Here is a 23,239-nt window from a genome sequence, read left to right on the forward strand (position 1 = left end):
GAGGAGCTCATCTTGAAAGCGCCCCGCGTTACCCTTGATCAATGGCGCACCTTGCAAGCCGTGGTCGACCATGGCGGCTTCGCCCAGGCGGCCGAAGCGCTGCACCGCTCGCAATCCTCGGTGAGCTACACCGTGGCCCGCATGCAGGATCAGCTCGGCGTGCCGCTGCTGCGCATTGACGGGCGCAAGGCCGTGCTCACCGAAGCCGGTGAAGTGCTGCTGCGCCGCTCCCGGCAACTGGTGAAAAACGCCAGCCAACTGGAAGACCTGGCCCACCATATGGAACAAGGCTGGGAAGCCGAGGTGCGGCTGGTGGTCGATGCCGCTTACCCCAACGCCCGCCTGGTGCGCGCCCTCACTGCCTTTATGCCGCAAAGCCGTGGCTGCCGGGTGCGTTTGCGCGAAGAGGTGTTGTCCGGCGTCGAAGAGCTGTTGATGGACGGCATGGCCGACCTCGCCATCAGCGGGTTCATCATTCCCGGTTACCTCGGTACGGAAATGAGCGACGTCGAATTTGTCGCCGTGGCCCACCCCGAACATCCGCTGCATCAATTGCACCGCGAACTGAGCTTCCAGGATCTGGAAAGCCACATGCAGGTGGTGATCCGCGACTCCGGCCGCCAGCAGCCACGGGACGTCGGCTGGCTCGGCGCCGAGCAGCGCTGGACCGTCGGCAGCCTGCCCACCGCCGCCACCTTCGTCAGCAGCGGCCTGGGCTTCGCCTGGCTGCCGCGACACCTGATCGAACGCGAACTCAAGGAAGGCCTGCTCAAGCTACTGCCCCTGGAACGGGGTGGCAGCCGCAACCCGACCTTCTATCTTTACTCGAACAAGGACAAACCCCTGGGCCCGGCCACGCAGATTCTCGTCGAGTTGCTGCGCACCTTCGACACTGCACCACTGGACGCGCCATTCGCCGCACCGCAGCAAGCCTGAACAAGGAGTTCACGTGGCCTATTTCGAACATGAAGGTTGCACCCTGCATTACGAGGAATATGGCCACGGCGCGCCGCTGATCCTGATCCACGGCCTGGGCTCCAGTTGCCTGGACTGGGAACTGCAAGTGCCCGTGCTGTCCCAACACTATCGCCTGGTGGTGGTGGATGTGCGCGGTCACGGCCGCTCCGACAAACCCCGTGAGCGCTACAGCATCGCCGGCTTCACCGCCGACCTGGTGGCCTTGATCGAACACCTGCAGCTACCGCCGGCCCACGTGGTCGGCCTGTCCATGGGCGGCATGATCGCCTTTCAACTGGCAGTGGATGAGCCGCAAATGCTCAAGAGCCTGTGCATCGTCAACAGTGCGCCCCAGGTCAAGGTTCGCAGCGCCAGCGACTATTGGCAGTGGGCCAAGCGCTGGAGCCTGGCGCGCATCCTCAGCCTGAACACTATCGGCAAGGCCCTGGGCAGCCTGCTGTTTCCCAAGCCCGAACAGGCCGAACTGCGGCGCAAGATGGCTGAACGCTGGGCAAAAAACGACAAACGTGCTTACCTCGCCAGCTTCGATGCGATTGTTGGCTGGGGCGTACAGGAACAACTTTCGAAAATCTCCTGTCCAACCCTGGTCATCAGCGCCGACCACGACTACACCCCCGTGGCGCAGAAAGAAATCTATGTAAAACTGCTGCCCGATGCGCGGCTGGTGGTGATCGAGGATTCCCGCCATGCCACGCCGCTGGACCAACCTGAACGCTTCAACAACACCCTGCTCGATTTTCTCAAGACAGTCGAAACCACAACCCAGGATCACTGACCCATGCTGAAAAAAATCGCCTTCTTTGCCGGTTCCGTACTGTTCGCTGCCAACCTGATGGCGGCCGAACCCGCCAAGGCACCCCACGTATTGATCACCACCACCAATGGCGACATCGAGATCGAACTGGACCCGGTCAAGGCCCCGATCAGTACCAAGAACTTCCTGGCCTATGTCGACAAGGGCTTCTACACCAACACCATTTTTCACCGGGTAATCCCGGGCTTCATGGTGCAGGGCGGTGGTTTTACCCAGCAAATGTCGCAAAAGCCGACCGAAGCACCGATCAAGAACGAAGCCAGCAACGGCCTGCATAACGTGCGCGGCACCCTGTCGATGGCGCGTACCAACGACCCGAACTCCGCCACCAGCCAATTCTTCATCAACGTTGCGGACAATGCCTTCCTCGACCCGGGCCGTGATGCCGGTTACGCGGTGTTCGCCAAAGTGGTCAAGGGCATGGACGTGGTCGACATCATCGTCAACTCGCAGACCACCACCAAACAGGGCATGCAGAACGTGCCAATCGATCCTGTCCTGATCAAGTCGGCCAAGCGCATCGACTGAAGGCTACAGGGAGTTTCGCGCGGGGCCCGCAAGGCGTCGCGCGCATTTGAACAGGAGAGCCCGCCGCGCGGGCGTCAGACCTAATGCTCTATCGTCGTTTTGAACAACTGATCGACATCTTCCGCGAACCTCCCAGCGCGGCCCCTCCAGACAAAGTCCTACCCTTCTACGTCTATTACCTGCGCCAGGTATGGCCAAGCTTTGCCGCCTTGCTGGTGGTGGGCCTGATCGGCGCGCTGATCGAAGTGGCGCTCTTCAGCTACCTGAGCCGCATCATCGACCTGGCCCAGGGCACGCCGCCCGCCAACTTCTTCCAGATCCACGCCACCGAGCTGATCTGGATGGCCGTGGTCGCCCTGCTGTTGCGCCCGATTTTCGGCGCCCTGCATGACCTGCTGGTGCACCAGACCATCAGCCCCGGCATGACCAGCCTGATCCGCTGGCAAAACCACAGCTATGTGCTCAAACAGAGCCTGAACTTCTTCCAGAACGATTTCGCCGGGCGCATTGCCCAGCGCATCATGCAAACCGGCAACTCCCTGCGCGACTCCGCAGTGGCCGCCGTGGACGCGATCTGGCACGTGGCGATCTACGCCATCAGCGCCCTGGTGCTGTTCGCCGAAGCCGACTGGCGCCTGATGATCCCGCTGATCACCTGGATCGTCGCCTACAGCCTGGCCCTGCGGTACTTCGTGCCACGGGTCAAGGAGCGCTCGGTCATCTCCTCCGAGGCACGCTCAAAACTGATGGGGCGGATCGTCGACGGCTACACCAACATCACCACCTTGAAGCTGTTCGCTCATACCAATTTCGAGCAGAACTACGCCAGGGAAGCCATCGTCGAGCAGACCGAGAAAACCCAGCTGGCCAGCCGCGTCGTGACCAGCATGGACATCGTGATTACCACCATGAACGGCCTGCTGATTGTCACCACCACCGGCCTTGCCCTGTGGCTGTGGACCCAATCCCTGATTTCGGTGGGCGCCATCGCCCTGGCCACCGGCCTGGTGATTCGTATCGTCAACATGTCCGGCTGGATCATGTGGGTGGTCAACGGCATTTTCGAAAACATCGGCATGGTCCAGGACGGCCTGAAAACCATCGCCCAGCCGCTGGCAGTGACCGACCGGGAAAATGCCCCGCGCCTGGAAGTGCCCCATGGCGAGGTGCGGTTCGATCAGGTGGATTTCCACTACGGCAAGAAGAGCGGGATCATCAGCGGCTTGAACCTGGCGATTGAACCGGGTGAAAAGATCGGCCTGATCGGTCCGTCCGGCGCGGGCAAATCCACCCTGGTCAACCTGCTGTTGCGCCTGTATGACCTGCAAGGCGGCCGTATCCTGATCGACGGCCAGAACATCGCCGACGTCGCCCAGGAAACCCTGCGCGAACAGATCGGCATGATCACCCAGGACACCTCGCTGCTGCACCGTTCGATCCGCGACAACTTGCTGTATGGCAAGCCGGACGCCACCGACGAAGAGCTTTGGGCCGCCGTGCACAAGGCCCGCGCCGACGAGTTCATCCCATTGCTGTCGGACGCCGAGGGCCGCACCGGCCTCGACGCCCACGTCGGCGAACGCGGGGTGAAACTCTCCGGCGGGCAACGTCAGCGCATCGCCATCGCGCGAGTGCTGCTCAAGGATGCGCCAATCCTGATCATGGACGAAGCCACCTCCGCGCTGGATTCGGAAGTCGAAGCGGCGATCCAGGAAAGCCTGGAAACCCTGATGCAGGGCAAGACGGTAATCGCCATCGCCCACCGGCTTTCCACCATTGCCAGAATGGACAGGCTGGTGGTGCTGGAAAAAGGCCAGATCGCCGAGACCGGCAGCCATGCCGAATTGCTCGCACACGGCGGTTTGTATGCGCGATTGTGGCAACACCAGACCGGTGGCTTCGTCGGAATAGACTGATTCCGTTGGTTAACCGCGACCTCAATTCCGAACAATTCTGACAGTTTTCTCTATCCCGCTGGTCTTGCGACACAATCCTGCTGTACTCCAATCAGGCCCCAGGAGGGCCCTGATTTAAGGCAGCAGGGATGCATCACAGACCCGTTAATCAGATAGAGCAATCTATTAAGGATGTGTTCATGTCACTGTTCAAACGTTCCGTTACGGAAGGACTGGGTACGTTTTGGCTGGTGTTGGGTGGCTGCGGCAGTGCGGTACTGGCCGCATCGTCCCCGGTCGGGATCGGTGTGCTCGGTGTGGCCCTGGCGTTCGGGCTCACGGTGCTGACCATGGCATTTGCCATCGGGCACATCAGCGGTTGTCACCTGAACCCTGCAGTGTCGGTGGGGCTGGTAGTGGGCGGAAGATTTCCGGCCAGGGAGTTACCGGCGTACATCGTGTCCCAGGTAATCGGCGGCGTCGTTGCCGCTGCATTGTTGTACTTCATAGCCAGCGGCAAGCCGGGGTTCGAACTGGCTTCGGGCCTGGCCAGCAACGGCTACGGCGAGCATTCGCCTGGTGGTTATTCGATGGCAGCGGGGTTTGTGTGCGAGCTGGTGATGACGGCGATGTTCGTGTTGATCATCCTCGGCGCCACCGACCGTCGTGTGCCGACGGGCTTCGCGCCCATTGCCATTGGCCTGGCGCTGACGCTGATCCACCTGATCTCGATCCCGGTCACCAACACCTCGGTCAACCCGGCCCGCAGTACCGGCCCGGCGCTGATCGTCGGCGGTTGGGCGCTGCAGCAGTTGTGGATGTTCTGGCTGGCGCCGATCCTCGGTGCAGTGGTCGGCGGCATTACCTATCGATGGCTCGGCACGGAAAAAACCGCCTGAGCCAGACAGGTTCAGCCCTGCCGATAAGGCAGGGCTGCCCTCGCCAGTGCTCTATCAGCCTTGATGTGCCTGCATATACTGGCGCAGCAACTGATTGATGCGCGTCTGATAGCCAGTCCCTTGCCCCTTGAACCACTCAAGAACGTCAGCATCCAGACGGATAGTAACTGCCTGCTTGACCGGCACACGCAATTCGGCACGACGGAAGAAGTCTTCTCCCAACTCGGGGATGTCGCTGGTATCGATCTCCCGATCGTCCATCTTAGCCAGGCGCTCCCAGTCAGTTTTCGATGCTTTCGACATAGTATTTGGCCTCCTGTTTGGTTGCTTTTCGGGCGGAAATAATGCGAATTACGTCACCCCGCCTCCAACTACACCTACCAGTAATTTTATCCAGCCAATGCTGACCCAGCGTTCTTCGTCATAATCCGTTCGAGTATCACGTTGTGACAATATTGGATGTTGAAAAATATCCGATACGTCGTTGAAGTCTATGCCGTGCTTGCGGATGTTTATTTGGTTTTTGGATTCATCCCACTCAAAACGCATGGTGCATCCTGTATTTACTTTTGTACATACACTATAGCGAAGTGCTCCCGCCCTCGGCACCTGTCAACCGATCAGTGGTTCAGCCCTGCCGATAAGGCAGGGCTGCCCTCGCCTCCTCGGCATATGCCAGGATCCCCACGCTTTCGCGCTCCAGGAAGTCCGCCACGGCGGTCTTCAATCCCGGGTGTCGCAGGTAATGCCAAGAATGCGTGATCACCGGCTCAAACCCGCGAATCAACTTGTGCTCGCCCTGGGCGCCGGCGTCGAAACGCTGCAGGCCATGGGCAATCGCGTAATCCATGCCTTGGTAGAAGCAAGTCTCGAAATGCAGCCGGTCGAACTCGGCCAGGCAGCCCCAGTAACGCCCATAAAAACTGTCACCGCCGATCAGGCTGAAGGCCATGGCCACCGGCCGTGAGCCTTGCTTGGCCAGCACCACGCGAATCGCCTCGGGCATGCGCTCGGCCAGCAGACTGAAAAACGCCCGGGTCAGGTACGGCGATTGTCGGCGTATGGCGTAGGTATTGGCGTAACAGGCGTAGACAAAATCCCACTGCGCCTCGCTCAACTCATGACCTTGCAGCCACTCGAAATCGATGCCCTGCCCCGCCACTTGCTCGCGCTCCTTGCGCATCTGTTTGCGCTTGCGCGAACTCAGCGCGTCGAGAAAGTCCTGGAAGTCTCGGTAGCCGCGGTTTTGCCAATGAAACTGGCAGCCCAGGCGTTGCAGCCAACCCGGCTGCCGGGCCAGTGCGGTGTCTGCGAGGGCGTCGGTAAAGTTGATATGGGCGCTGGAAAGGCCTTCGATTTCCAGGTAACCGGGCAGGCTTTTAAGCAATTCGAAACCGTCCTCGGCGCTGGCGGCCAACAGGCGCGGGCCGCTGACCGGGCTGAAGGGCACGGCCGTCAGCAATTTCGGGTAGTAGTCGATGCCCGCCCGCTCGCAGGCATCGGCCCAACCGTGGTCGAACACGTACTCGCCATAGGAATGCCATTTGCGATAGCTGGGCAACGCGGCAATCAGCCGTCCACCTTCATAATGCAGCAAATGCTCGGGCTGCCAGCCGGAGTGCGGGCCGATGCTGGCGCTGTCTTCCAGGGCACTGAGGAACGCATGGCGCAGAAACGGCTGATCGACGGGGACCAACGCGTTCCATTCATCGGGCGCAATCTCGGACAGGTTATTCAAACGTTGTAACGGCATCCCATTCCCCGACGGTCACGGCTTTGTGTAGGAGCGAGCGTGCTCGCGATGATCGTTAACGACAACGCGACCATTCTGACAGAACGCGGTGATCTCGGGTTCTTCGCGAGCAAGCTCGCGCCTACAGGACACGGCGCAAAAAAAAGCCCCGCCAAACGGCGGGGCAAACCAAATGAGGAGCGCTTTGACGGATGAAGAAAGAGCGCTTTGGAGCGGTATTACAGGTTGCCTAGAACACGTATTGCACGCGGGCCACGATGGCGTCGCCGCTGTCGTCGCCATTGGCGTTCTGGATCTTGTCAGTGCTGACCTTGAGGTAGTTGGCAGACACCTTCACCGCTTCGTTGGCGTACCAGTTGACACCGATGGTGTTCAGGCTTGCCTTGGCGTCACCCACTTCACGGGTCGCGCTGTTACGCACTACGTTTTTGTCGTCAACGCTGATGTTGTCGTAGCGGTAGAACACTTCCCACGCACCGAACTGCTTGTTCTGCGGCTTGATGGTGTCGAACTTAGCGCCGTCGAGTTTGTAGACCCGGGACTCGCCGGTCAGCGTGTAGGCCACCTGGCCGTAGAAACCCGTGGCCTTCACATCCTGATAAGCGCTGCTGTCGGCCTTCATCTTGCGGTTCAGGTATTCGGCCTGCAGGGACAGCGGACCGCGGGCGAAGGCAAATTCGCCGCCGAACACCGTGTCGGTGTCGTAGGCGTCGTTCGCGGTCAGGTTGCCGGAGTCCAGCCCTACACCGCCGCCGAAGGTCGCACGGTTGCCGTTGGCCCCGGCATCGTTACCGCCGTTGGTGGCAACGCCACGAGCGTCCAGGCGAGGACGGATCCGCGAGTCGAACGAGGTGTCCTTCAGGTCACGCACCGCCACGTCCACACCCAGGTGCAAAACGTTGCCGCTGTCGTGCATCGGCGCAAACACGGCACGGCCATTGAACTGCTTCACGCCTTTGCCGTCCTTGTCGTTGATGTCCTTGGACGACACGCTGGAGGACAGGTAGGCCATGTCAGCCACCACGGCGCTGACCTGCAGGCCCATGCCGTTCTCGTGGGAGTTGATCCAGTCGGCGACTTCATAACCGAGGTTACGCTCGATGGCGGTCACCCACTTGGAACTGGTGGCTTTTTCCAGGCCGAAGTCCTGGTCGAAACGACCCGCGCGGATCACCACTGGCTTGAAGCCTACGTACGAGAAGGACGCTTCGTCGAAGTAGCCATCATCGGCATTGCCGGAGTTGTGGGAAAAGTCGTAGTTGATCTGGTATTTCCAGTCTTTGTACACCGTGCCGCCCAATTCGAGGTAGGCGCGTCGGAAATACGTGGCGTCCGCCGAGTTGCCATTCTTGGTGTAAAAGCCATCAAACGTGCCGTAATCGGCCTGCAAACGACCACCCAGCTTGAAGCTGAAATTCTGGTCGGTGGTTGCAACCTCAAGGCCGCCCTTGGTTTTGACAACGATATCGGCGCCGTCAGTTGTGACAGTACCGGCGAAAGCCTGGGCGGTGACAGCCAGGGCCAAGGCGCTGGCCGCGAAACCGGCGAAGTGCTTGCGGATCATCGAAGAATTCCCCTAATTGATGTTCTTGTGCATTGGTAAAACACGCGGTTTAGAGCCGCTGGTGTTGGGGGGCGATCTTGGCGAGGGGATATTTCAGCCGGGTTGCTGGAACATAAAGATTTTGTTACTCGGGAACTTTTTAATAGCCATTCGAAATAAGCCAGAGCCTACGGAAATCAAGGCTCCAGCCCCGGAAACTGGTGAAAATGTCAGATGATACAAAATGTAAAAACACCCGAGAAAAATGAAATATTTTTCATCTTGGTTGTTTTTTGAGCAAAAAAAAGCCCGCATCTTTTATCGATGCGGGCTTCGTTTAAGTGTGAAAAGTGATGGATATTATTGGTCGCGGGAGCGCTCGGCGGCCAGGCGTTCGGCCAACGCATCAACATCGGCGATAGGCGGCTCGGGCAGGATCTTCAGCGTCGCCTGCATCAAGCGCATCTGCCGGATAAAGCGCCGGCAGTTGGGGCAGAACATCAGGTGATGGCGCACCAGCAGGCGCTCGCGAAAGGTCAGTTGCCCATCGAGATAGTCACTGGAACGTGCCACTTGTTCCTTACAGGTCAACATTCGCCGGTTTCCTCAAAATGCTCCACCGTGGCGAAGACTTTAAGCCGTGCTCGATGCAACAGCACACGAACATTGGAGAGCGATAGCGTCAGAAGATTACAAATCTCCTCCAACTCCAGCCCCTGACGTTCGCGCAGCAGCAGTACGCTGCTTTGCAGTTCGGAAAGACTGGCCAGCGTGTGCTCCAGGCAATTACGCAGTTCGTCTTCGGTAAGCAGCGCTTCGGGAGTGTCCTGATGCCAGGCAAACGGCGCGACCGCCCAGTGGCCATCGTCGGGCACAAAGCGATCATCACCGATGGTGCCATGGGGCGCCGGCAAGTCATCGAGCAGTACTTCCCGGCGGTTTTGCTTGTAGCGGCCCTTTGCCGAGTTGGCAGTAATGGTCAGCAGCCAGGTCTTGAGGCTGGAACGCCCCTCGAATTTCGCCAGGTTGCGCACCACCGAGAGCCAGGCGTCCTGCACCACCTCGTCGGCATGGCGCTGGCCAACAATGGCATAGGCCACCGCGCGCATAGCGCTCTGGTAAGTGGTGACCAACTCCTTGTAGGCCCGCTGCTCACCCTTGAGCAATCGTTCAAGCAGGTGCGCGTCGTCCGCTGCTGCCATTCAAGACCTCGATTTCAAAACATGATCAGCGTTTGCGCAGGATCACGCTACCAATCGAATACCCTGCGCCAAACGAGCTAAGCACAGCCACAGCGCCCTTGGGCAAGTCGTCCTGGTAGGTGTGGAACGCAATCACCGAACCCGCCGAACTGGTGTTGGCGTAAGTATCGAGGATCACCGGCGCCTCTTCCACAGAAGCCTCGCGGCCCAGCAGTTTCTTCACGATCAGATGATTCATGCTGAGGTTGGCCTGGTGCAGCCAGAAACGCTTCACATCGCCAACATTCAGCTGGTTTTCCGACAGGTGCTTGCCGATCAACTCGGCGACCATCGGGCAGACATCACGGAAGACCTTGCGGCCTTCCTGCACGAACAGCTTGTCCGGGGCACCAATCCCCTCTTCCGCCGCGCGGTTGAGGAAGCCGAAGTTATTGCGAATGTTGTTGGAGAACTTGGTCAGCAGCTTGGTGCTCACCACGTCGAACTGATGCTCGGAAGTGGCCAGGTCGGCCCGCTCCAGGATCACGGCGGTGGCCGCATCGCCAAAGATGAAATGGCTGTCGCGGTCGCGGAAATTCAGGTGGCCGGTGCAGATCTCCGGGTTGACCATCAGGATCGCCCGCGCCTGGCCCAGCTGGATGCTGTTGGCGGCGTTCTGGATACCGAAGGTCGCCGAGGAACACGCCACGTTCATGTCAAAGCCAAAACCCTGGATACCCAGCGCTTCCTGGACTTCGATGGCAATCGCCGGGTACGCCCGCTGCAGGTTGGAACAGGCGACGATCACACCGTCGATATCGGCGGCGGTCTTGCCGGCGCGCTGCAAGGCTTGCTCGGCAGCACTGACGGCCATCTGGCAGAGGATCGACCATTCGTCGTTGGAGCGCTCGGGCAGGCGTGGCGCCATGCGTTGCGGGTCGAGAATGCCGGCCTTGTCCATGACAAAGCGGCTCTTGATGCCCGAGGCCTTCTCGATAAAGGCGGCGCTGGATTCGGTCAGGGCCTCCACGTCACCGCGTTCAATGGCGGCGGCGTTATCCAGGTTGAACTGTTGCACGTAAGCATTGAAAGACTGCACCAGCTCTTCGTTGGAGATGCTGTTGGCCGGGGTGTACAGGCCTGTGCCGCTGATGACGACGTTATGCACGGTCGTTCCTCTAAATCTGTTCAGGCAGAAGGGTATTGGTACCGTCGTACCAAACCGTAAGTAGTTTTATGCCGCCCAGCGGCCTTCAAACTGGAAACGCTTTATTCCATCGCGCCACGGCTGCACCAGCCCAACTCGACGATCCCGGCATTTATAACCGCGAAGTTTGCCACAACATCGGACACTTGGCGCCTATCCCGCGCAAACACCTTCCCTATGGCGAGCGAGCTTGCTCGCGCTGGGTCGCGAAGCGGCCCCAATAAAGTGACCCGGGTGTTTCAGAGAGACCTTATGGGGCTGCTTCGCAGCCCAGCGCGAGCAAGCTCGCTCGCCACCGTTGCTTGCCGCACGTCGGTCACGCTTCGACCAGGCTCCATTGCTTGCTCAGGCGCTTGTCGGAAATCGGTACCTTGGTGCCCAACTGCTGGGCAAACAGCGATACCCGGTATTCCTCCAGCCACCAGCGATACAGCTCCAGCTGAGGGTCGCGCTTGCCTTCCTGGGCGTGTTTGTTCAGGCGGTTCTGATACTGGCTCCACAAGCCGCCCAACTCGGTACTCCAGACCCGGTCCTTCTGCACCTGGCTTGGCAGTTTCTCCAGGCGCAGCTCGATGGCCTTGAGGAAGCGCGGCAGTTCCTTGAACCATTGCGCCGGGGTTTCCCGTACGAAACCGGGATACACCAGATTGCTCAGTTGCTGCTTGATATCATTCAGCGCCACCGCCTGGGCCAGGTCAATCTTGCCCTTGAAGCGTTTTTGCAGGCCATGCCACAGTTTCAAAATTTCGAGGGTCAGGCGCGCCTGGCGCTCGGCGTGCTCGGTCCAACTGCCACGCTTGCGCTCGGCCAGGGCGGCCAGGCCGGCGCCGTCCCGCGGCAGGCTGGCTTCGCCTTCCAGCACGCAACTGTCGAGGCTGGCCAACAGAATGTCTTCCACCAGGGCTTCGATACGCCCCAGCTCGCGGTACATCAACCCCAACTCGGTCAGGCCCGGCAATTTGCCCCGCAGGAACTTTGCCGGCTCGGCCAGTTGTTGCAGCAGCAGGCGCTGCAAGGCTCGACGATGCTGGAACTCAGCCTCGGCAGCGGTAGAGAAACGCCCTTCCTTGACCGTGCCGTTTTCTTCGACCAAGGCCGGATACACCGTCATCGACAGCCCGGCAATGTTTTGCTGGGTTTTCTCGGCCACCGCCGCGAACACCTTGGCCTCCACCGGCTGCTGGCTCTTCGCAGTCTGCGGCACCGCCAACGCAGCTTGGCTGGCCTCGGCGAAACGCGCGGTCAACTCGGCCAGGTCGCGGCCCTCACCGAGGAACTTGCCCTGGCCGTCGACCACTTCCAGGTTCATCTTCAGGTGGCTCTCCACCTGCTGCGCAGCCTCGGCCCAGGCCTCATCGCTGACCCGTGCCCCGGTCATGCGCAGCAGCTCGCGCCCCAAGGCCTGAGGCAACGAGCCCTGGCCGAACTCGATACGTTGCAACGCCGCCTTGACGAAATCCGGCACCGGCACGAAGTTCTTGCGCAGGGCCTTGGGCAAGTTGCGCACCAGGGCAATGCACTTGGCCTCGATCACACCCGGCACCAGCCATTCCAGGCGCTCGGGCGGCAACGCCGGCAACAACGGCGCCGGTACGCGCAGGGTCACACCGTCCCGTGGATGGTTGGGTTCGAAGTGATAACTCAAGGCCAGCGCCAGGTCGCCCAGGTGCAAGGTGTCGGGGTAATGGGCGGCGGTGACTTCGCTGGCCTCGCGGGCCAGTACGTCTTCTTCGCGCATGATCAACAGTTGCGGGTCTTTCTGGCTGTTGACCTTGTACCAACTGTCGAAGGTCGCGGTCTGGTGAATCTCCGCCGGCAGGCGCGCGTCGTAGAAGGCGTACAGGGTTTCTTCGTCCGCCAGGATGTCGCGCCGGCGAGCCTTGGCTTCCAGTTCGTCGAGCTGCTCCAGCAATTGCTGGTTGGCCGTCAGGCAGCGGGCCCGGGACTGGATCTCGCCGCGCACCAGGCCTTCGCGGATAAACAGCTCGCGAGACGTCACCGGATCAATCGGCCCGTAATGCACCGGCCGGCGCCCGACGATGATCAACCCGAACAGGGTGATCTGCTCAAACGCCACCACCTGGCCGCGCTTCTTTTCCCAATGGGGTTCGAAGTGGTTTTTCTTGATCAGGTGCCCGGCCAACGGCTCGATCCAGTCGGCGTCGATCTTGGCCACCATCCGCGCGTACAGCTTGGTGGTTTCCACCAGCTCGGCGGTCATCAGCCATTGCGGACGCTTCTTGCCAATACCCGACGACGGGTGAATCCAGAAACGCCGCTGACGCGCGCCGAGGTAATCGCCCTCTTCGGTCTTCTGGCCAATCTGGCTGAGCAGGCCGGACAGCACCGCCTTGTGCAGTTTGGGGAAGTCGGCCGGTTCTTTATTGACGGTCAACTGCATGTCGCGACAGATCAGGCTCAACTGGCGGTGGGAGTCACGCCACTCCCGCAGGCGCAGATAGTTCAGGAAATTCTTGCGGCACCAATTGCGCAGCGGGCTGGCGGTCAATTCCTGGCGCTGCTCTTCAAAACCACGCCACAGGTTCACCAACCCGGCGAAGTCCGAATCCGCGTCCTTCCATTGTGCGTGAGCCTGGTCGGCGGCTTGCTGGCGCTCCGGCGGACGCTCGCGCGGGTCCTGGATCGACATGGCGCTGGCGACGATCAGCACTTCCTGCAAGCTGCCAAGCTTGGCCGCCTCCAGCAACATGCGGCCCATGCGTGGGTCCACCGGCAGACGCGCCAACTGGCGGCCCATCGGTGTCAGCTGGCTGTTGCGGTCAACGGCGGACAACTCTTGCAGCAGGTTGAAACCGTCGCTGATGGCCTTGCCGTCCGGCGGCTCGATAAACGGGAAATCGGTGATCTCGCCCAGGCGCAGGTGCAGCATCTGCAGGATTACGGCCGCGAGGTTTGTGCGAAGAATCTCGGGGTCGGTAAATTCCGGGCGCCCGATAAAATCCTCTTCGCTGTACAAGCGCACGCAGATACCGGGTTCGACCCGACCGCACCGGCCTTTACGCTGGTTGGCACTGGCCTGGGAAATCGCCTCGATCGGCAGTCGCTGCACCTTGGCCCGGTAGCTGTAGCGGCTGATGCGCGCGGTGCCACTGTCGATCACATAACGAATGCCTGGCACGGTCAGCGAGGTTTCCGCGACGTTGGTCGCCAGCACCACACGCCGGCCTGGGTGCGACAGGAAGATCCGCTGCTGCTCCGCCGGCGACAGGCGCGCATACAGCGGCAGGATTTCAGTGTGCTTGAGCTGGGCCTTGCGCAGCATGTCGGCGGCGTCGCGAATCTCGCGCTCGCCGGGCAGGAACACCAGCACATCGCCGGGGCTCTTGCGCTCGCTGCGCTCGAAGGCGGCGATCTCATCGAGGGTGGCGAGAATCGCCTGGTCGACGGTCAGGTCGTCCTCGACGCGGTTGCCCTCCTCGTCCTGCTCCAGGGTCAGCGGGCGGTACCAGGTCTCCACCGGGAAGGTGCGGCCCGACACCTCGACAATCGGCGCATCGTCGAAGTGCTTGGAAAAGCGCTCCAGGTCGATGGTGGCCGAGGTGATGATGACCTTGAGGTCCGGGCGACGCGGCAGCAGGGTTTTCAGATAACCCAGCAGGAAGTCGATGTTCAGGCTGCGTTCGTGGGCTTCGTCGACGATGATCGTGTCGTAGCGTTCGAGGTAGCGGTCGTTCTGGGTTTCGGCCAGCAGGATACCGTCGGTCATCAGCTTGATCAGGGTGTTGGAATCACTCTGGTCTTCAAACCGCACCTGATAACCCACCAGGGAACCCAGCGGCGTCGCCAACTCTTCCGCGACCCGGCTCGCCACGCTGCGCGCCGCAATCCGCCGCGGCTGGGTGTGGCCGATCAGGCCGTATTGGCCGCGGCCGATTTCCAGGCAGATTTTCGGCAACTGGGTGGTTTTACCCGAACCGGTCTCACCGGCAATGATCAGCACCTGATGCTTGAGCAACGCTTCCTTGATCTCGTCACGCTTGGCGGCGATCGGCAGGCTGTCGTCATAGCGAATCACCGGCAGGCTGGCGCGCCGCGCCGTCACCTGGGCGCAGGAGGCCTGCATCCGCGTCACCCACTGCGCAAGTTTTTCCTCATCGGGTTTCTTGCGCAGCTCAAGCAGCTGCCGCCGCAGGCGGTGGCGGTCGGCGAGCATGGCGTGATCGAGGTTTTTCAGCAGTTGGTCGATAGCGGGCGCTTGGTCAGTCATCAGGTAAGCAAAGGTCGTCTATATAGGCAGGGGGCGGATTGTCGCAGAAAAGCGCCGCCGCGCGCTCCCCTCATTCATTGTCCAGGCCCTTGCGCCGGTAAGGAAACACATCGATTACCTTGCCGGCGCGAATCGCCTCTTGCAGGCCTTTCCAGTAGTCGGCGTTGTACAACTCGCCGTGCAGTTCGTCGAACAGGCGGCGCTGGCCGGAATCAGCAAACAGGAATGGCGGAAACTCCTCGGGGAACACGTCCAGCGGACCGATGGAATACCAGGGCTCGGAGGCCATTTCATCTTCCGGGGTACGCGGCGCCGGAATGTGGCGGAAGTTGGCCTCGGTCAGGAAACAGATTTCGTCATAGTCGTAGAACACCACGCGACCGTGGCGGGTGACGCCAAAATTCTTCAGCAGCATGTCGCCCGGGAAAATATTCGCCGCCGCCAGTTGCTTGATCGCCAGGCCGTAGTCTTCCAGGGCTTCGCGCACCTGGGCTTCGTTGGCGTTTTCCAGGTAGAGGTTGAGCGGGGTCATGCGCCGCTCGGTCCAGCAGTGGCGGATCAGTACCGTATCGCCTTCGACTTCGACGGTACCGGCGGCGACTTCAAGCAGTTCGGCCAGGCATTCAGGCTCGAATTTGCTCAACGGAAAACGGAAGTCGGCGAACTCCTGGGTGTCGGCCATACGCCCTACCCGGTCGACACTTTTCACCAACCGGTACTTCTCGATCACGGTGGCGCGGTTGACGTTTTTCGACGGTGAAAACCGGTCCTTGATGATCTTGAACACGGTATTGAAGCCCGGCAGGGTAAACACGCTCATGACCATGCCGCGCACGCCCGGCGCCATGATGAACTGGTCATCGGTGGTGGCAAGGTGGTTGATCAGCGCCCGGTAGAATTCGGATTTGCCGTGTTTGTAGAAGCCGATGGAGGTGTACAACTCGGCGATGTGCTTGCCCGGCAGGATGCGCTTGAGGAAGCCGATAAACTCCGCCGGCACCGGCACGTCCACCATGAAATAGGAGCGGGTGAACGAGAAGATGATCGACACATCGGCCTCGTCGGTGATCAGCGCGTCGATCTGGATGCCGCGCCCTTCCCGATGCAGCAGCGGGATCACCAGCGGCCACTGTTCGTCGCGGGTGTAGATGCGCCCGACGAGGTACGCGCCTTTGTTGCGGTACAGCACCGAGGAGAATAGTTCGACGTTGAGGTCCGGGTCCTTGCACACCCAGTCCGGCAGGTTTTCGCGCAATTGCGCCTCCAGGCGGCGCAGGTCGGCGGGCAAGTCGGCGTAGGGTTCGCTGAAACTGTAGTCGGCGAAAATCTGCTCCAGCATGCCCGCCAGCTTGCCGCCCGGCTTGTAGGTGCGGGTTTGCGCCGCCCGGGCGCGGCGCAGGCTGGGCCGGGTGGTGTGGATGAACATGCAGCCATCGCTGATCAGGTCATGGCTGAACAGGCCGCAAAACGTCGAGTTGTACCAGGTCTCGGACAGCTCATCGTCAAACCGCAGGTCGATCAGGCTGATGTAGGCACTTTTCACCAGCGGCCAGTCGGCAATGTCGAGCAACACGGCTTCATCGAAAGCCGCCCGCAGCCGCGCCGTGACTTCGCTGACCTTCTCTTCGTAAAGATTGATGCGCGCAGCCGATGCCGCCTGCCCTTGCTGCCACTGCGCCTTTTCAAAGCGCTCCCGGGCGCCGTCGGTGATCTGGCGGAAGTGCTCGCGGTAGTCGTCGAAGCCGTCGAGGATCATCTGCGCAATGTCGAGGGCGGGCGTTGGCTGCGGCATTCGGGAAACCTCTGCGGGCATTTGGAGTGAGCTGAGCTTAGCCAGTGTGCGGGAACAGGAGAAGGATCATTTTTCATTCAGACTTGTACAAGATTGTTCATTTCGTACATTTATTTACTCTTTATTTAATTCGACTAATCGGTCAACAAAAAACCCGCGCGTCACCCTCCCCGCATTAAACGTTTCATCTACAGGCCTTGTGTGACGTGGCCTGCCTGTGCGAGCCGGGGTAAATAAGAGTCTTTGCTCTACTGCTCCGGTACTGGTGGCTTCTCGACCATTGGATCCAACGTAAGGGAAACCCTGACTACCCTAGCTAGTGGCACTTTGCTATATAGCGCGCCCTCTCCCACCTAACAAGGTCAGAAGACCGATCCGGGAACAGGTTCTAACCGCCAAAGGAGCATTGAGATGTCATTGAGGAATATGGGGATCGGCCTGCGCGCCAGTCTGAGTTTTGGGGTTTTGGCCAGCCTGTTGATCGTGGTCGGCCTGTTTGGTTTAGGCCAGATGGCCAAGCTGCGGGAAAGCGCACTGATCATCGAAGAGTCGTGGATGCCGAGTATTGAAAACATTCACGACAGCGCCGCCTGCGTCGCCAGCATCCGTCTGGAAGCGTTGCGCTTGCTCACCACCGATGAGTCCCGGGTGCGTGACAACAGCAAAAATCTGATCACCCGCCAGCGTGGCGACCTTGAAGAACTGCTGAACCGTCACGAAACCCTGCTGAGCAACGAGCAGGAACGCGACCTGCTCAAACAGTTGAAAGCCAACGTTGCGAGCTATATGACGATCGTCGGCCAGATGATTCAACTGGTCGACCAGGACCAGCAGCAAAACGCCATGGACCTGCTCAACAGCCGCCTCGCCCCCCAAGGCATGGTCCTCAACAAAAGCCTGGAAGACATGATCACCTTCAACCAAAAAGGTGTGGAAGACGCCGCAACATCGGCGGCGCAGATGTACACCAGCGCCCAATGGGTGGTCGGCACCATCATCGTCACCGCCCTGATGGCAACTTTGCTGCTGGCCTGGCTGCTGACCCGCAGTATCACCGCGCCCATTGGCCAGGCACTGACAGTGGCCCGCACCATCGCCTCCGGCGATCTGAGCCGGCCGATCGTCGTGGAGGGCAAGGATGAGCCGGCGCAACTGCTCACCGCGCTGGCCACCATGCAGGCCAACCTGCAGGAAACCATCCGTGGCATCAGCGAATCGTCGCAGCAGTTGGCCTCGGCGGCGGAAGAGATGAGTTCGGTAATGGAGCAGAGCACCCGCGGCCTGCAAGCGCAGAACGACGAGATCGAACAGGCTGCCACCGCCGTGACGCAGATGAGCGCGGCAGTCGATGAAGTGGCGGGCAATGCGGTTTCCAGCGCCGAAGCCTCCAAGGCCTCCGACGAAGACAGCAAGCACGGTCACTACCAGATCAGCGAAACCATCAGCTCGATCCAGAACCTGGTGGACGAAGTCCTCGGTGCCTCGACCAAGGCCGAGGGCCTGGCGGCGCAGGCCCAGGACATCAGCAAGGTGCTTGAAGTGATTCGCGGGATTGCCGGGCAGACCAACCTGCTGGCACTCAACGCGGCGATTGAGGCGGCCCGCGCGGGCGAGGCCGGTCGTGGTTTTGCCGTGGTGGCTGACGAAGTGCGCTCCCTGGCACAACGCACCCAGGACTCCACCGAAGAAATCGAGCAGATGATCAACGGTATCCAGCAAGGTACCCAGGACACCGTCGGCGCCCTGAACAGCAGCGCCGAACACGCCGGCCAGACCTTGCAGCGAGCCAACAGCGCCGGCAGTGCACTGGAGAAAATCACGGCGGCAATCTCACAGATCAGCCAGCGCAACCTGGTGATCGCCAGCGCCGCCGAGCAGCAAGCGTTGGTGGCTCGTGAGGTGGACCGCAGCCTGGTGAACATCCGGGACCTGTCGACGCAAACCGCCGCCGGTGCCACCCAGACCTCGGCGGCCAGCCAGGAACTGTCGCGGCTGGCGGTGGACCTCAATGGCTTGGTGACGCGTTTCGTGCTGTAAAACATGTATTAGCGATTGTGTCAGACAGGTCGGTGGGCAACACTTCCGCCCTTATCAAACTGGAGTTCCTCCGTGAGACCTGTCGACACCCTGCACCTGTTGGTGCTGGCCGCTATCTGGGGCGCGAGTTTTTTGTTCATGCGAATTATCGCGCCGGAAATCGGCACCCTTCCTACCGCGTTTTTCCGGGTGTCGATTGCCGCCACCGGCCTGCTGGTGATCCTCGCCATGATGAGGGTGAGTTGGGATTTCCAGGGCAAGTTCAAGACAGTCCTGTTGCTCGGGGTGATCAACTCGGGCATTCCCGCGACCATGTATTCAGTGGCGGCCCAAGTGCTGCCGGCCGGTTACTCGGCGATCTTCAATGCCACGACGCCACTGATGGGCGTGCTGATTGGCGGGTTGTTCTTCAGTGAGCGCCTCACGCCGTCGAAAATCGCCGGGGTATGCCTGGGCCTGTTCGGCGTTGGCATCCTGACCCGCGCCGGGCCGGTGGCCTTCGACATGGAATTGTTGATGGGTGCGCTGGCATGCCTGTTGGCGACCACCTGCTATGGCTTTGCCGGCTTTTTGGCACGCCGCTGGCTCGATCAACAGGGCGGGCTGGACAGTCGCCTGGCGGCCCTGGGCAGCATGCTCGGGGCCACGCTGTTCCTGCTGCCGCTGTTTGCCTGGAGTGCCATCAGCCATCCACCGGTCAGTTGGGGTGGCTGGCCTGTATGGTTGTCGCTGCTGGGGTTGGGGCTGGTATGCACGGCGTTTGCCTACATCCTGTACTTCCGCTTGCTGACGTCCATCGGCCCGGTGAAGTCGATGACCGTGACCTTCATGATTCCGCCATTCGGGGTGTTGTGGGGCGCGTTGCTGCTGGATGAGCCGTTGTCCATGGCGCATCTGTATGGCGGGTTGTTGATTGCGGGGGCGTTGTGGCTGGTGCTTCGGCCGGGGAAATTGGCCCGCAAGCTGTAGGAGCTTTTTGGCTCCTACAGCGTTGGTTTTATCAGCTCTTACGGAACACAAAAGCCAATCCGACGATGATCAAGCCCATCCCCAGCAAGCTCAACATTGCCAGCTTGTTGCCGAAGATCAGGTAGTCCATCACCGCCGTCACCGCGGGCACCAGGTAGAACAAGCTGGTGACATTCACCAGGTTGCCCCGGGCAATCAGCCGGTACAGCAACAGCGTCGCCAGCAATGACACCACCAGCCCCATCCACAGCACCGGCACGAAAAAGCCGGTGTTGTGTTCAAAGTGGAACGGCTGGAACGGCACAAACACCGAGCACAACAGCAAGCCGGCCAGGTATTGCACAGGCAGCGTGCCCAACGGGTTATCGGTGATGCGCTTCTGCATGATCGAACCAAAGGTCATGCTGGCCAGGGCCAACAGGCCAAAAAGCATGCCTGCCAGGGACATGCCGGACATCCCGATGCCCTGGTACACCACCATGATCAACCCCGCCAATCCCAGCCCGAGGCCGAACATCCGGCTCCAGGAGCGCCGGCGCTCCATCAACACCACGGTCAGGATCGGCTGCACGCCCATGATGGTTGCCATCATGCCGGGCGTGACTTTGAGGTCCAGGGCCAGCAGATAGAAAATCTGGTAGGCCCCCAACAGCACCAGCCCGGTAGCCGCCGCGTAAAGCATCGGCTTGCCGGGACGCGGCAACTTCAGCTTGAGGATCGGTACCAGTATCACCAACCCCGCCAGGGCGATGGCGAAACGGATCAGCAGAAACGCAAAGGGTGAAGCGTGGGCCAGGCCCCATTTGGAGAAAATCGCCCCGCTGCTCCACAGCAAGACAAACAGGCTCGTCGAGGCCGCCGCGGCCACGGATTGTTTCGAAAGAACAGACATGGATACCACCTGTGATCAGGCAAAAAGCCAACTCAGCAACAGCTGAAATTCAGTAGGTTTTTTCAGGCGGGCACAGGGGAACAGCCATCAGCTGATCAGCCCGAAATGCCAACACCCGGCGGTGATACGACTGCGTACACCGGCGTGCTACTGACAGGTGGGGGGTAGTGACTGATCTGCGCAGGCTGCTGGCTCCCGCACGGCACGACCGCAGCGTTGACCGCTGAATCGACTACCGCTATGCGCAGGGAAGCTGGCATGTGCTGATCTTTTATGAAGGGATGAACAAGGTGTCTGGAAACACCTGCGGCCGACTATAACCAGCTGGGGACATGCTTTGCAATAACTTCGCCCGCACAAATCCAGCGCATAAAAAAACCGCTCATCGGAGCGGTTTTTTCGTGCCAGCAAAAGCCTTAACCAAACAACCAATACCCCAGCGCCGTCAGCACCACCACCGCCAGCACTGGCCGCAGGATGCGATAAGCCTTCGGATGCTTGCGCTTCCACTGCTTGACCACGCCACTGAAGCTGTCGCTGAAGCGCTTGCTCCAGGCATACGCCTGGTTGATCCCGCCAACGCGTTCGTCATCCAGGTTCTGCGGCGCGGTGGCGCGCCCCAGTTGCGCGCTGACCCAACGGTTGATGCGGGTCATCAGGCGGTTGCTCAGCGGGCGTTCGATGTCGCAGAACAGGATCACCCGGGTGTGCTCGGTTTCGTTCTTCACCCAGTGCACGTAGGTCTCGTCGAACATTACATCTTCACCGTCGCGCCAGGCGTACACCTGGCCGTCGACGAAAATACGGCAGTCGTCGGAGTTCGGCGTGGACAGCCCCAGGTGATAACGCAGCGAACCGGCAAACGGGTCGCGATGCGGGTTGAGGTGGCTGCCACCTGGCAACAGGGCGAACATCGCGCCCTTGACGTTGGGAATGCTGCTGACCAGGGCCACGGTTTTCGGGCACAGCAGTTCAGCCGACGGCAACGGTTTGTCGTACCACTTGAGGTAGAAACGCTTCCAGCCCTTCTTGAAGAACGAGCCGAAACCGGCGTCGTTGTTCTTCTCCGCGGCGCGGATGTAGCCCTCGTCGAACAGGTGCATGGCCTCTTCGCGAATCACTTCCCAGTTGTCCTTGAGCACGTCCAGCTCCGGGAACTTGCTGCGGTCCAGGTACGGCTTGGACGGCACGGCGGAGAAGATGTACATCAAGGCGTTGTACGGGGCGAACAGCGCTGAATGGTTGACGAACTGACGCAACATCGGCAAACGGGCCTTGCCACGCAAATGCACATACAGCGTGCTGCCGATAAACAGCAGCAACACCGACAGTTTGGCGGCCAAAGAAAAGGTCATGCAGCAACTCCTGGAAATAGGCGTCTGGCCATTAGCCTCCCGTTACGGGGAAACCAGACGTAGCAGCCGGCCATGATAAACACTCCGGGCCTCGGGAAAAACCCGCGCACTCCAACAATCAGCATCTAGCGGTGCGCGATAACGGGCCAATTATGCATAAGGGCCACACCATCGCGCTGATTTGAATCAAGCCTGGTTTTCCTGATCGGTGAACAAATCGGCGAACAGCATGCTCGACAGGTAGCGTTCACCGGAGTCCGGCAGCACCACGACGATGGTCTTGCCCTGCATTTCCGGCTTCTGCGCCAGGCGCACCGCCACGGCCATCGCCGCGCCGCAGGAGATACCACACAGAATCCCCTCCTCCTGCATCAGGCGCAACGCCATGGCCTTGGATTCTTCGTCGCTGACCAGTTCGACCCGGTCGACCATCGACAGGTCGAGGTTCTTCGGCACAAAACCGGCGCCGATACCCTGGATCTTGTGGGGGCTGGGCTTGATCTCTTCACCGGCCAGCGCCTGGGTAATCACCGGCGAACTGATCGGCTCCACCGCCACCGACAGGATCGGCTTGCCCTGGATGTTCTTGATATAGCGCGACACCCCGGTGATGGTGCCGCCAGTGCCCACGCCCGCTACCAGCACGTCCACCGCGCCATCAGTGTCATTCCAGATTTCCGGACCGGTGGTTTTCTCGTGGATCGCCGGGTTGGCCGGGTTTTCGAACTGGGCCGGCATAAAGTACTTGGCCGGGTCGCTGGCAAGGATTTCGCCGGCTTTTTCAATCGCGCCCTTCATGCCCTTGGCCGGCTCGGTCAACACCAGTTCTGCGCCGAGGGCCTTGAGCACCTTGCGGCGCTCGATGCTCATGGAGGCGGGCATGGTCAGCAACAGCTTGTAACCACGGGCGGCGGCGACAAATGCCAGGCCGATCCCGGTGTTGCCGGAAGTCGGCTCGACAATGGTCATGCCCGGCTTGAGTTTGCCGCTGCCTTCGGCATCCCAGATCATGTTTGCGCCAATCCGGCACTTCACCGAATACCCCGGGTTACGCCCTTCGATCTTGGCCAGGATAGTCACGCCACGCGGCGCGATACGGTTGATCTGAACCAGGGGCGTGTTACCGATGGAGTGCGCGTTGTCTGCAAAAATGCGGCTCATGACGGGT

General features: G+C 60.5%; 19 protein-coding genes and 1 pseudogene. 8 read left to right on the forward strand and 12 right to left on the reverse strand.

What is annotated here, in order from left to right:
- Nucleotides 1-12: 12 nt before the first annotated feature.
- The 5 genes from HX818_RS06330 (at nucleotide 13) to aqpZ (ending at nucleotide 5,114) form a co-directional block, all read left to right on the forward strand.
- Entirely contained in the window at nucleotides 13-936 is a 924-nt protein-coding gene (locus HX818_RS06330) for a LysR family transcriptional regulator (protein WP_003210710.1), read from the forward strand.
- Between the two features lie 13 nt (nucleotides 937-949).
- The gene (locus HX818_RS06335; protein ID WP_177019666.1) at nucleotides 950-1,753 is read left to right on the forward strand and encodes an alpha/beta fold hydrolase; all 804 of its coding nucleotides are present in this window, start codon (nucleotides 950-952) and stop codon (nucleotides 1,751-1,753) included.
- Between the two features lie 3 nt (nucleotides 1,754-1,756).
- Nucleotides 1,757-2,320, forward strand: a complete 564-nt coding sequence (locus HX818_RS06340; protein WP_003210708.1) for a peptidylprolyl isomerase A — start codon at nucleotides 1,757-1,759, stop codon at nucleotides 2,318-2,320.
- 83 nt (nucleotides 2,321-2,403) lie between these two features.
- Nucleotides 2,404-4,236, forward strand: coding sequence for an ABC transporter ATP-binding protein (locus HX818_RS06345; RefSeq protein WP_102605387.1), 1,833 nt, complete (start codon nucleotides 2,404-2,406; stop codon nucleotides 4,234-4,236).
- A gap of 179 nt (nucleotides 4,237-4,415) precedes the next feature.
- Nucleotides 4,416-5,114, forward strand: a complete 699-nt coding sequence (gene aqpZ / locus HX818_RS06350; protein WP_087692558.1) for an aquaporin Z — start codon at nucleotides 4,416-4,418, stop codon at nucleotides 5,112-5,114.
- Between the two features lie 54 nt (nucleotides 5,115-5,168).
- Here aqpZ and HX818_RS06355 read toward each other — a convergent pair whose 3' ends face one another.
- From HX818_RS06355 to HX818_RS06365, 3 genes and pseudogenes are all read right to left on the reverse strand, one after another.
- Complete coding sequence (locus HX818_RS06355; protein WP_003210705.1) at nucleotides 5,169-5,417, reverse strand: BrnA antitoxin family protein; 249 nt, start codon at nucleotides 5,415-5,417, stop codon at nucleotides 5,169-5,171.
- Nucleotides 5,395-5,663 (reverse strand): annotated as a pseudogene (locus HX818_RS06360) (BrnT family toxin). Before HX818_RS06360 ends, HX818_RS06355 begins: the two are co-directional and overlap by 23 nt.
- A gap of 79 nt (nucleotides 5,664-5,742) precedes the next feature.
- The gene (locus HX818_RS06365; protein ID WP_177019667.1) at nucleotides 5,743-6,867 is read right to left on the reverse strand and encodes a GNAT family N-acetyltransferase; all 1,125 of its coding nucleotides are present in this window, start codon (nucleotides 6,865-6,867) and stop codon (nucleotides 5,743-5,745) included.
- Nucleotides 6,868-6,906: 39 nt separating this feature from the next.
- On the opposite strand from HX818_RS06365, the gene HX818_RS31165 reads away from it, so the two are divergent.
- Nucleotides 6,907-7,062, forward strand: coding sequence for a hypothetical protein (locus tag HX818_RS31165; protein WP_157222855.1), 156 nt, complete (start codon nucleotides 6,907-6,909; stop codon nucleotides 7,060-7,062).
- Between the two features lie 34 nt (nucleotides 7,063-7,096).
- Here HX818_RS31165 and HX818_RS06375 read toward each other — a convergent pair whose 3' ends face one another.
- The 6 genes from HX818_RS06375 to aceK form a co-directional block, all read right to left on the reverse strand.
- Nucleotides 7,097-8,431 (reverse strand): OprO/OprP family phosphate-selective porin, encoded by a 1,335-nt coding sequence (locus HX818_RS06375; protein ID WP_003210703.1) that lies wholly within the window; start codon nucleotides 8,429-8,431, stop codon nucleotides 7,097-7,099.
- Nucleotides 8,432-8,770: 339 nt separating this feature from the next.
- Nucleotides 8,771-9,004: an anti-sigma factor gene (locus HX818_RS06380; RefSeq protein WP_003210701.1), complete on the reverse strand. Its 234-nt coding sequence runs from the start codon at nucleotides 9,002-9,004 to the stop codon at nucleotides 8,771-8,773.
- The gene (locus tag HX818_RS06385; RefSeq protein ID WP_008437987.1) at nucleotides 8,998-9,612 is read right to left on the reverse strand and encodes an RNA polymerase sigma factor; all 615 of its coding nucleotides are present in this window, start codon (nucleotides 9,610-9,612) and stop codon (nucleotides 8,998-9,000) included. The genes HX818_RS06380 and HX818_RS06385 overlap by 7 nt, the downstream gene beginning before the upstream one ends.
- A gap of 25 nt (nucleotides 9,613-9,637) precedes the next feature.
- Nucleotides 9,638-10,759 (reverse strand): beta-ketoacyl-ACP synthase III, encoded by a 1,122-nt coding sequence (locus HX818_RS06390; protein ID WP_003210699.1) that lies wholly within the window; start codon nucleotides 10,757-10,759, stop codon nucleotides 9,638-9,640.
- Nucleotides 10,760-11,114: 355 nt separating this feature from the next.
- The gene (gene hrpA, locus HX818_RS06395) at nucleotides 11,115-15,026 is read right to left on the reverse strand and encodes an ATP-dependent RNA helicase HrpA (RefSeq protein ID WP_177019668.1); all 3,912 of its coding nucleotides are present in this window, start codon (nucleotides 15,024-15,026) and stop codon (nucleotides 11,115-11,117) included.
- A gap of 70 nt (nucleotides 15,027-15,096) precedes the next feature.
- Complete coding sequence (aceK, locus tag HX818_RS06400) at nucleotides 15,097-16,818, reverse strand: bifunctional isocitrate dehydrogenase kinase/phosphatase (RefSeq protein WP_102368332.1); 1,722 nt, start codon at nucleotides 16,816-16,818, stop codon at nucleotides 15,097-15,099.
- Nucleotides 16,819-17,244: 426 nt separating this feature from the next.
- Here aceK and HX818_RS06405 point away from each other — a divergent pair, with 426 nt between their 5' ends.
- On the forward strand, nucleotides 17,245-18,855 hold the full coding sequence (locus HX818_RS06405) for a methyl-accepting chemotaxis protein (RefSeq protein WP_371315697.1): 1,611 nt from the start codon (nucleotides 17,245-17,247) through the stop codon (nucleotides 18,853-18,855).
- Between the two features lie 72 nt (nucleotides 18,856-18,927).
- A complete protein-coding gene (locus HX818_RS06410; protein WP_003210695.1) occupies nucleotides 18,928-19,824 on the forward strand; it encodes a DMT family transporter in 897 nt (298 codons plus the stop codon).
- A 31-nt stretch (nucleotides 19,825-19,855) separates the two neighbouring features.
- On the opposite strand, the gene HX818_RS06415 is transcribed toward HX818_RS06410, so the two are convergent.
- The 3 genes from HX818_RS06415 to cysK form a co-directional block, all read right to left on the reverse strand.
- On the reverse strand, nucleotides 19,856-20,716 hold the full coding sequence (locus HX818_RS06415; RefSeq protein ID WP_177019670.1) for a DMT family transporter: 861 nt from the start codon (nucleotides 20,714-20,716) through the stop codon (nucleotides 19,856-19,858).
- Between the two features lie 416 nt (nucleotides 20,717-21,132).
- Nucleotides 21,133-22,071: an aspartyl/asparaginyl beta-hydroxylase domain-containing protein gene (locus tag HX818_RS06420; RefSeq protein ID WP_003210693.1), complete on the reverse strand. Its 939-nt coding sequence runs from the start codon at nucleotides 22,069-22,071 to the stop codon at nucleotides 21,133-21,135.
- 186 nt (nucleotides 22,072-22,257) lie between these two features.
- On the reverse strand, nucleotides 22,258-23,232 hold the full coding sequence (cysK, locus tag HX818_RS06425; protein WP_177019671.1) for a cysteine synthase A: 975 nt from the start codon (nucleotides 23,230-23,232) through the stop codon (nucleotides 22,258-22,260).
- Nucleotides 23,233-23,239: the final 7 nt, after the last annotated feature.

It is taken from the genome of Pseudomonas sp. F9001 (assembly GCF_013385435.1).
Classification (GTDB): domain Bacteria; phylum Pseudomonadota; class Gammaproteobacteria; order Pseudomonadales; family Pseudomonadaceae; genus Aquipseudomonas.

Bases quoted from the DNA above. Each gene is read 5' to 3' on its own strand.
- HX818_RS06340 (WP_003210708.1), top strand. From the start codon at position 1,757: ATGCTGAAAAAAATCGCCTTCTTTGCCGGTTCCGTACTGTTCGCTGCC.
- HX818_RS06345 (WP_102605387.1), top strand. From the start codon at position 2,404: ATGCTCTATCGTCGTTTTGAACAACTGATCGACATCTTCCGCGAACCT.
- aqpZ (WP_087692558.1), top strand. From the start codon at position 4,416: ATGTCACTGTTCAAACGTTCCGTTACGGAAGGACTGGGTACGTTTTGG.
- HX818_RS06355 (WP_003210705.1), bottom strand. From the start codon at position 5,417: ATGTCGAAAGCATCGAAAACTGACTGGGAGCGCCTGGCTAAGATGGAC.
- HX818_RS06365 (WP_177019667.1), bottom strand. From the start codon at position 6,867: ATGCCGTTACAACGTTTGAATAACCTGTCCGAGATTGCGCCCGATGAA.
- HX818_RS06375 (WP_003210703.1), bottom strand. From the start codon at position 8,431: ATGATCCGCAAGCACTTCGCCGGTTTCGCGGCCAGCGCCTTGGCCCTG.
- HX818_RS06380 (WP_003210701.1), bottom strand. From the start codon at position 9,004: ATGTTGACCTGTAAGGAACAAGTGGCACGTTCCAGTGACTATCTCGAT.
- HX818_RS06385 (WP_008437987.1), bottom strand. From the start codon at position 9,612: ATGGCAGCAGCGGACGACGCGCACCTGCTTGAACGATTGCTCAAGGGT.
- hrpA (WP_177019668.1), bottom strand. From the start codon at position 15,026: ATGACTGACCAAGCGCCCGCTATCGACCAACTGCTGAAAAACCTCGAT.
- aceK (WP_102368332.1), bottom strand. From the start codon at position 16,818: ATGCCGCAGCCAACGCCCGCCCTCGACATTGCGCAGATGATCCTCGAC.
- HX818_RS06405 (WP_371315697.1), top strand. From the start codon at position 17,245: ATGGGGATCGGCCTGCGCGCCAGTCTGAGTTTTGGGGTTTTGGCCAGC.
- HX818_RS06415 (WP_177019670.1), bottom strand. From the start codon at position 20,716: ATGTCTGTTCTTTCGAAACAATCCGTGGCCGCGGCGGCCTCGACGAGC.
- HX818_RS06420 (WP_003210693.1), bottom strand. From the start codon at position 22,071: ATGACCTTTTCTTTGGCCGCCAAACTGTCGGTGTTGCTGCTGTTTATC.
- cysK (WP_177019671.1), bottom strand. From the start codon at position 23,232: ATGAGCCGCATTTTTGCAGACAACGCGCACTCCATCGGTAACACGCCC.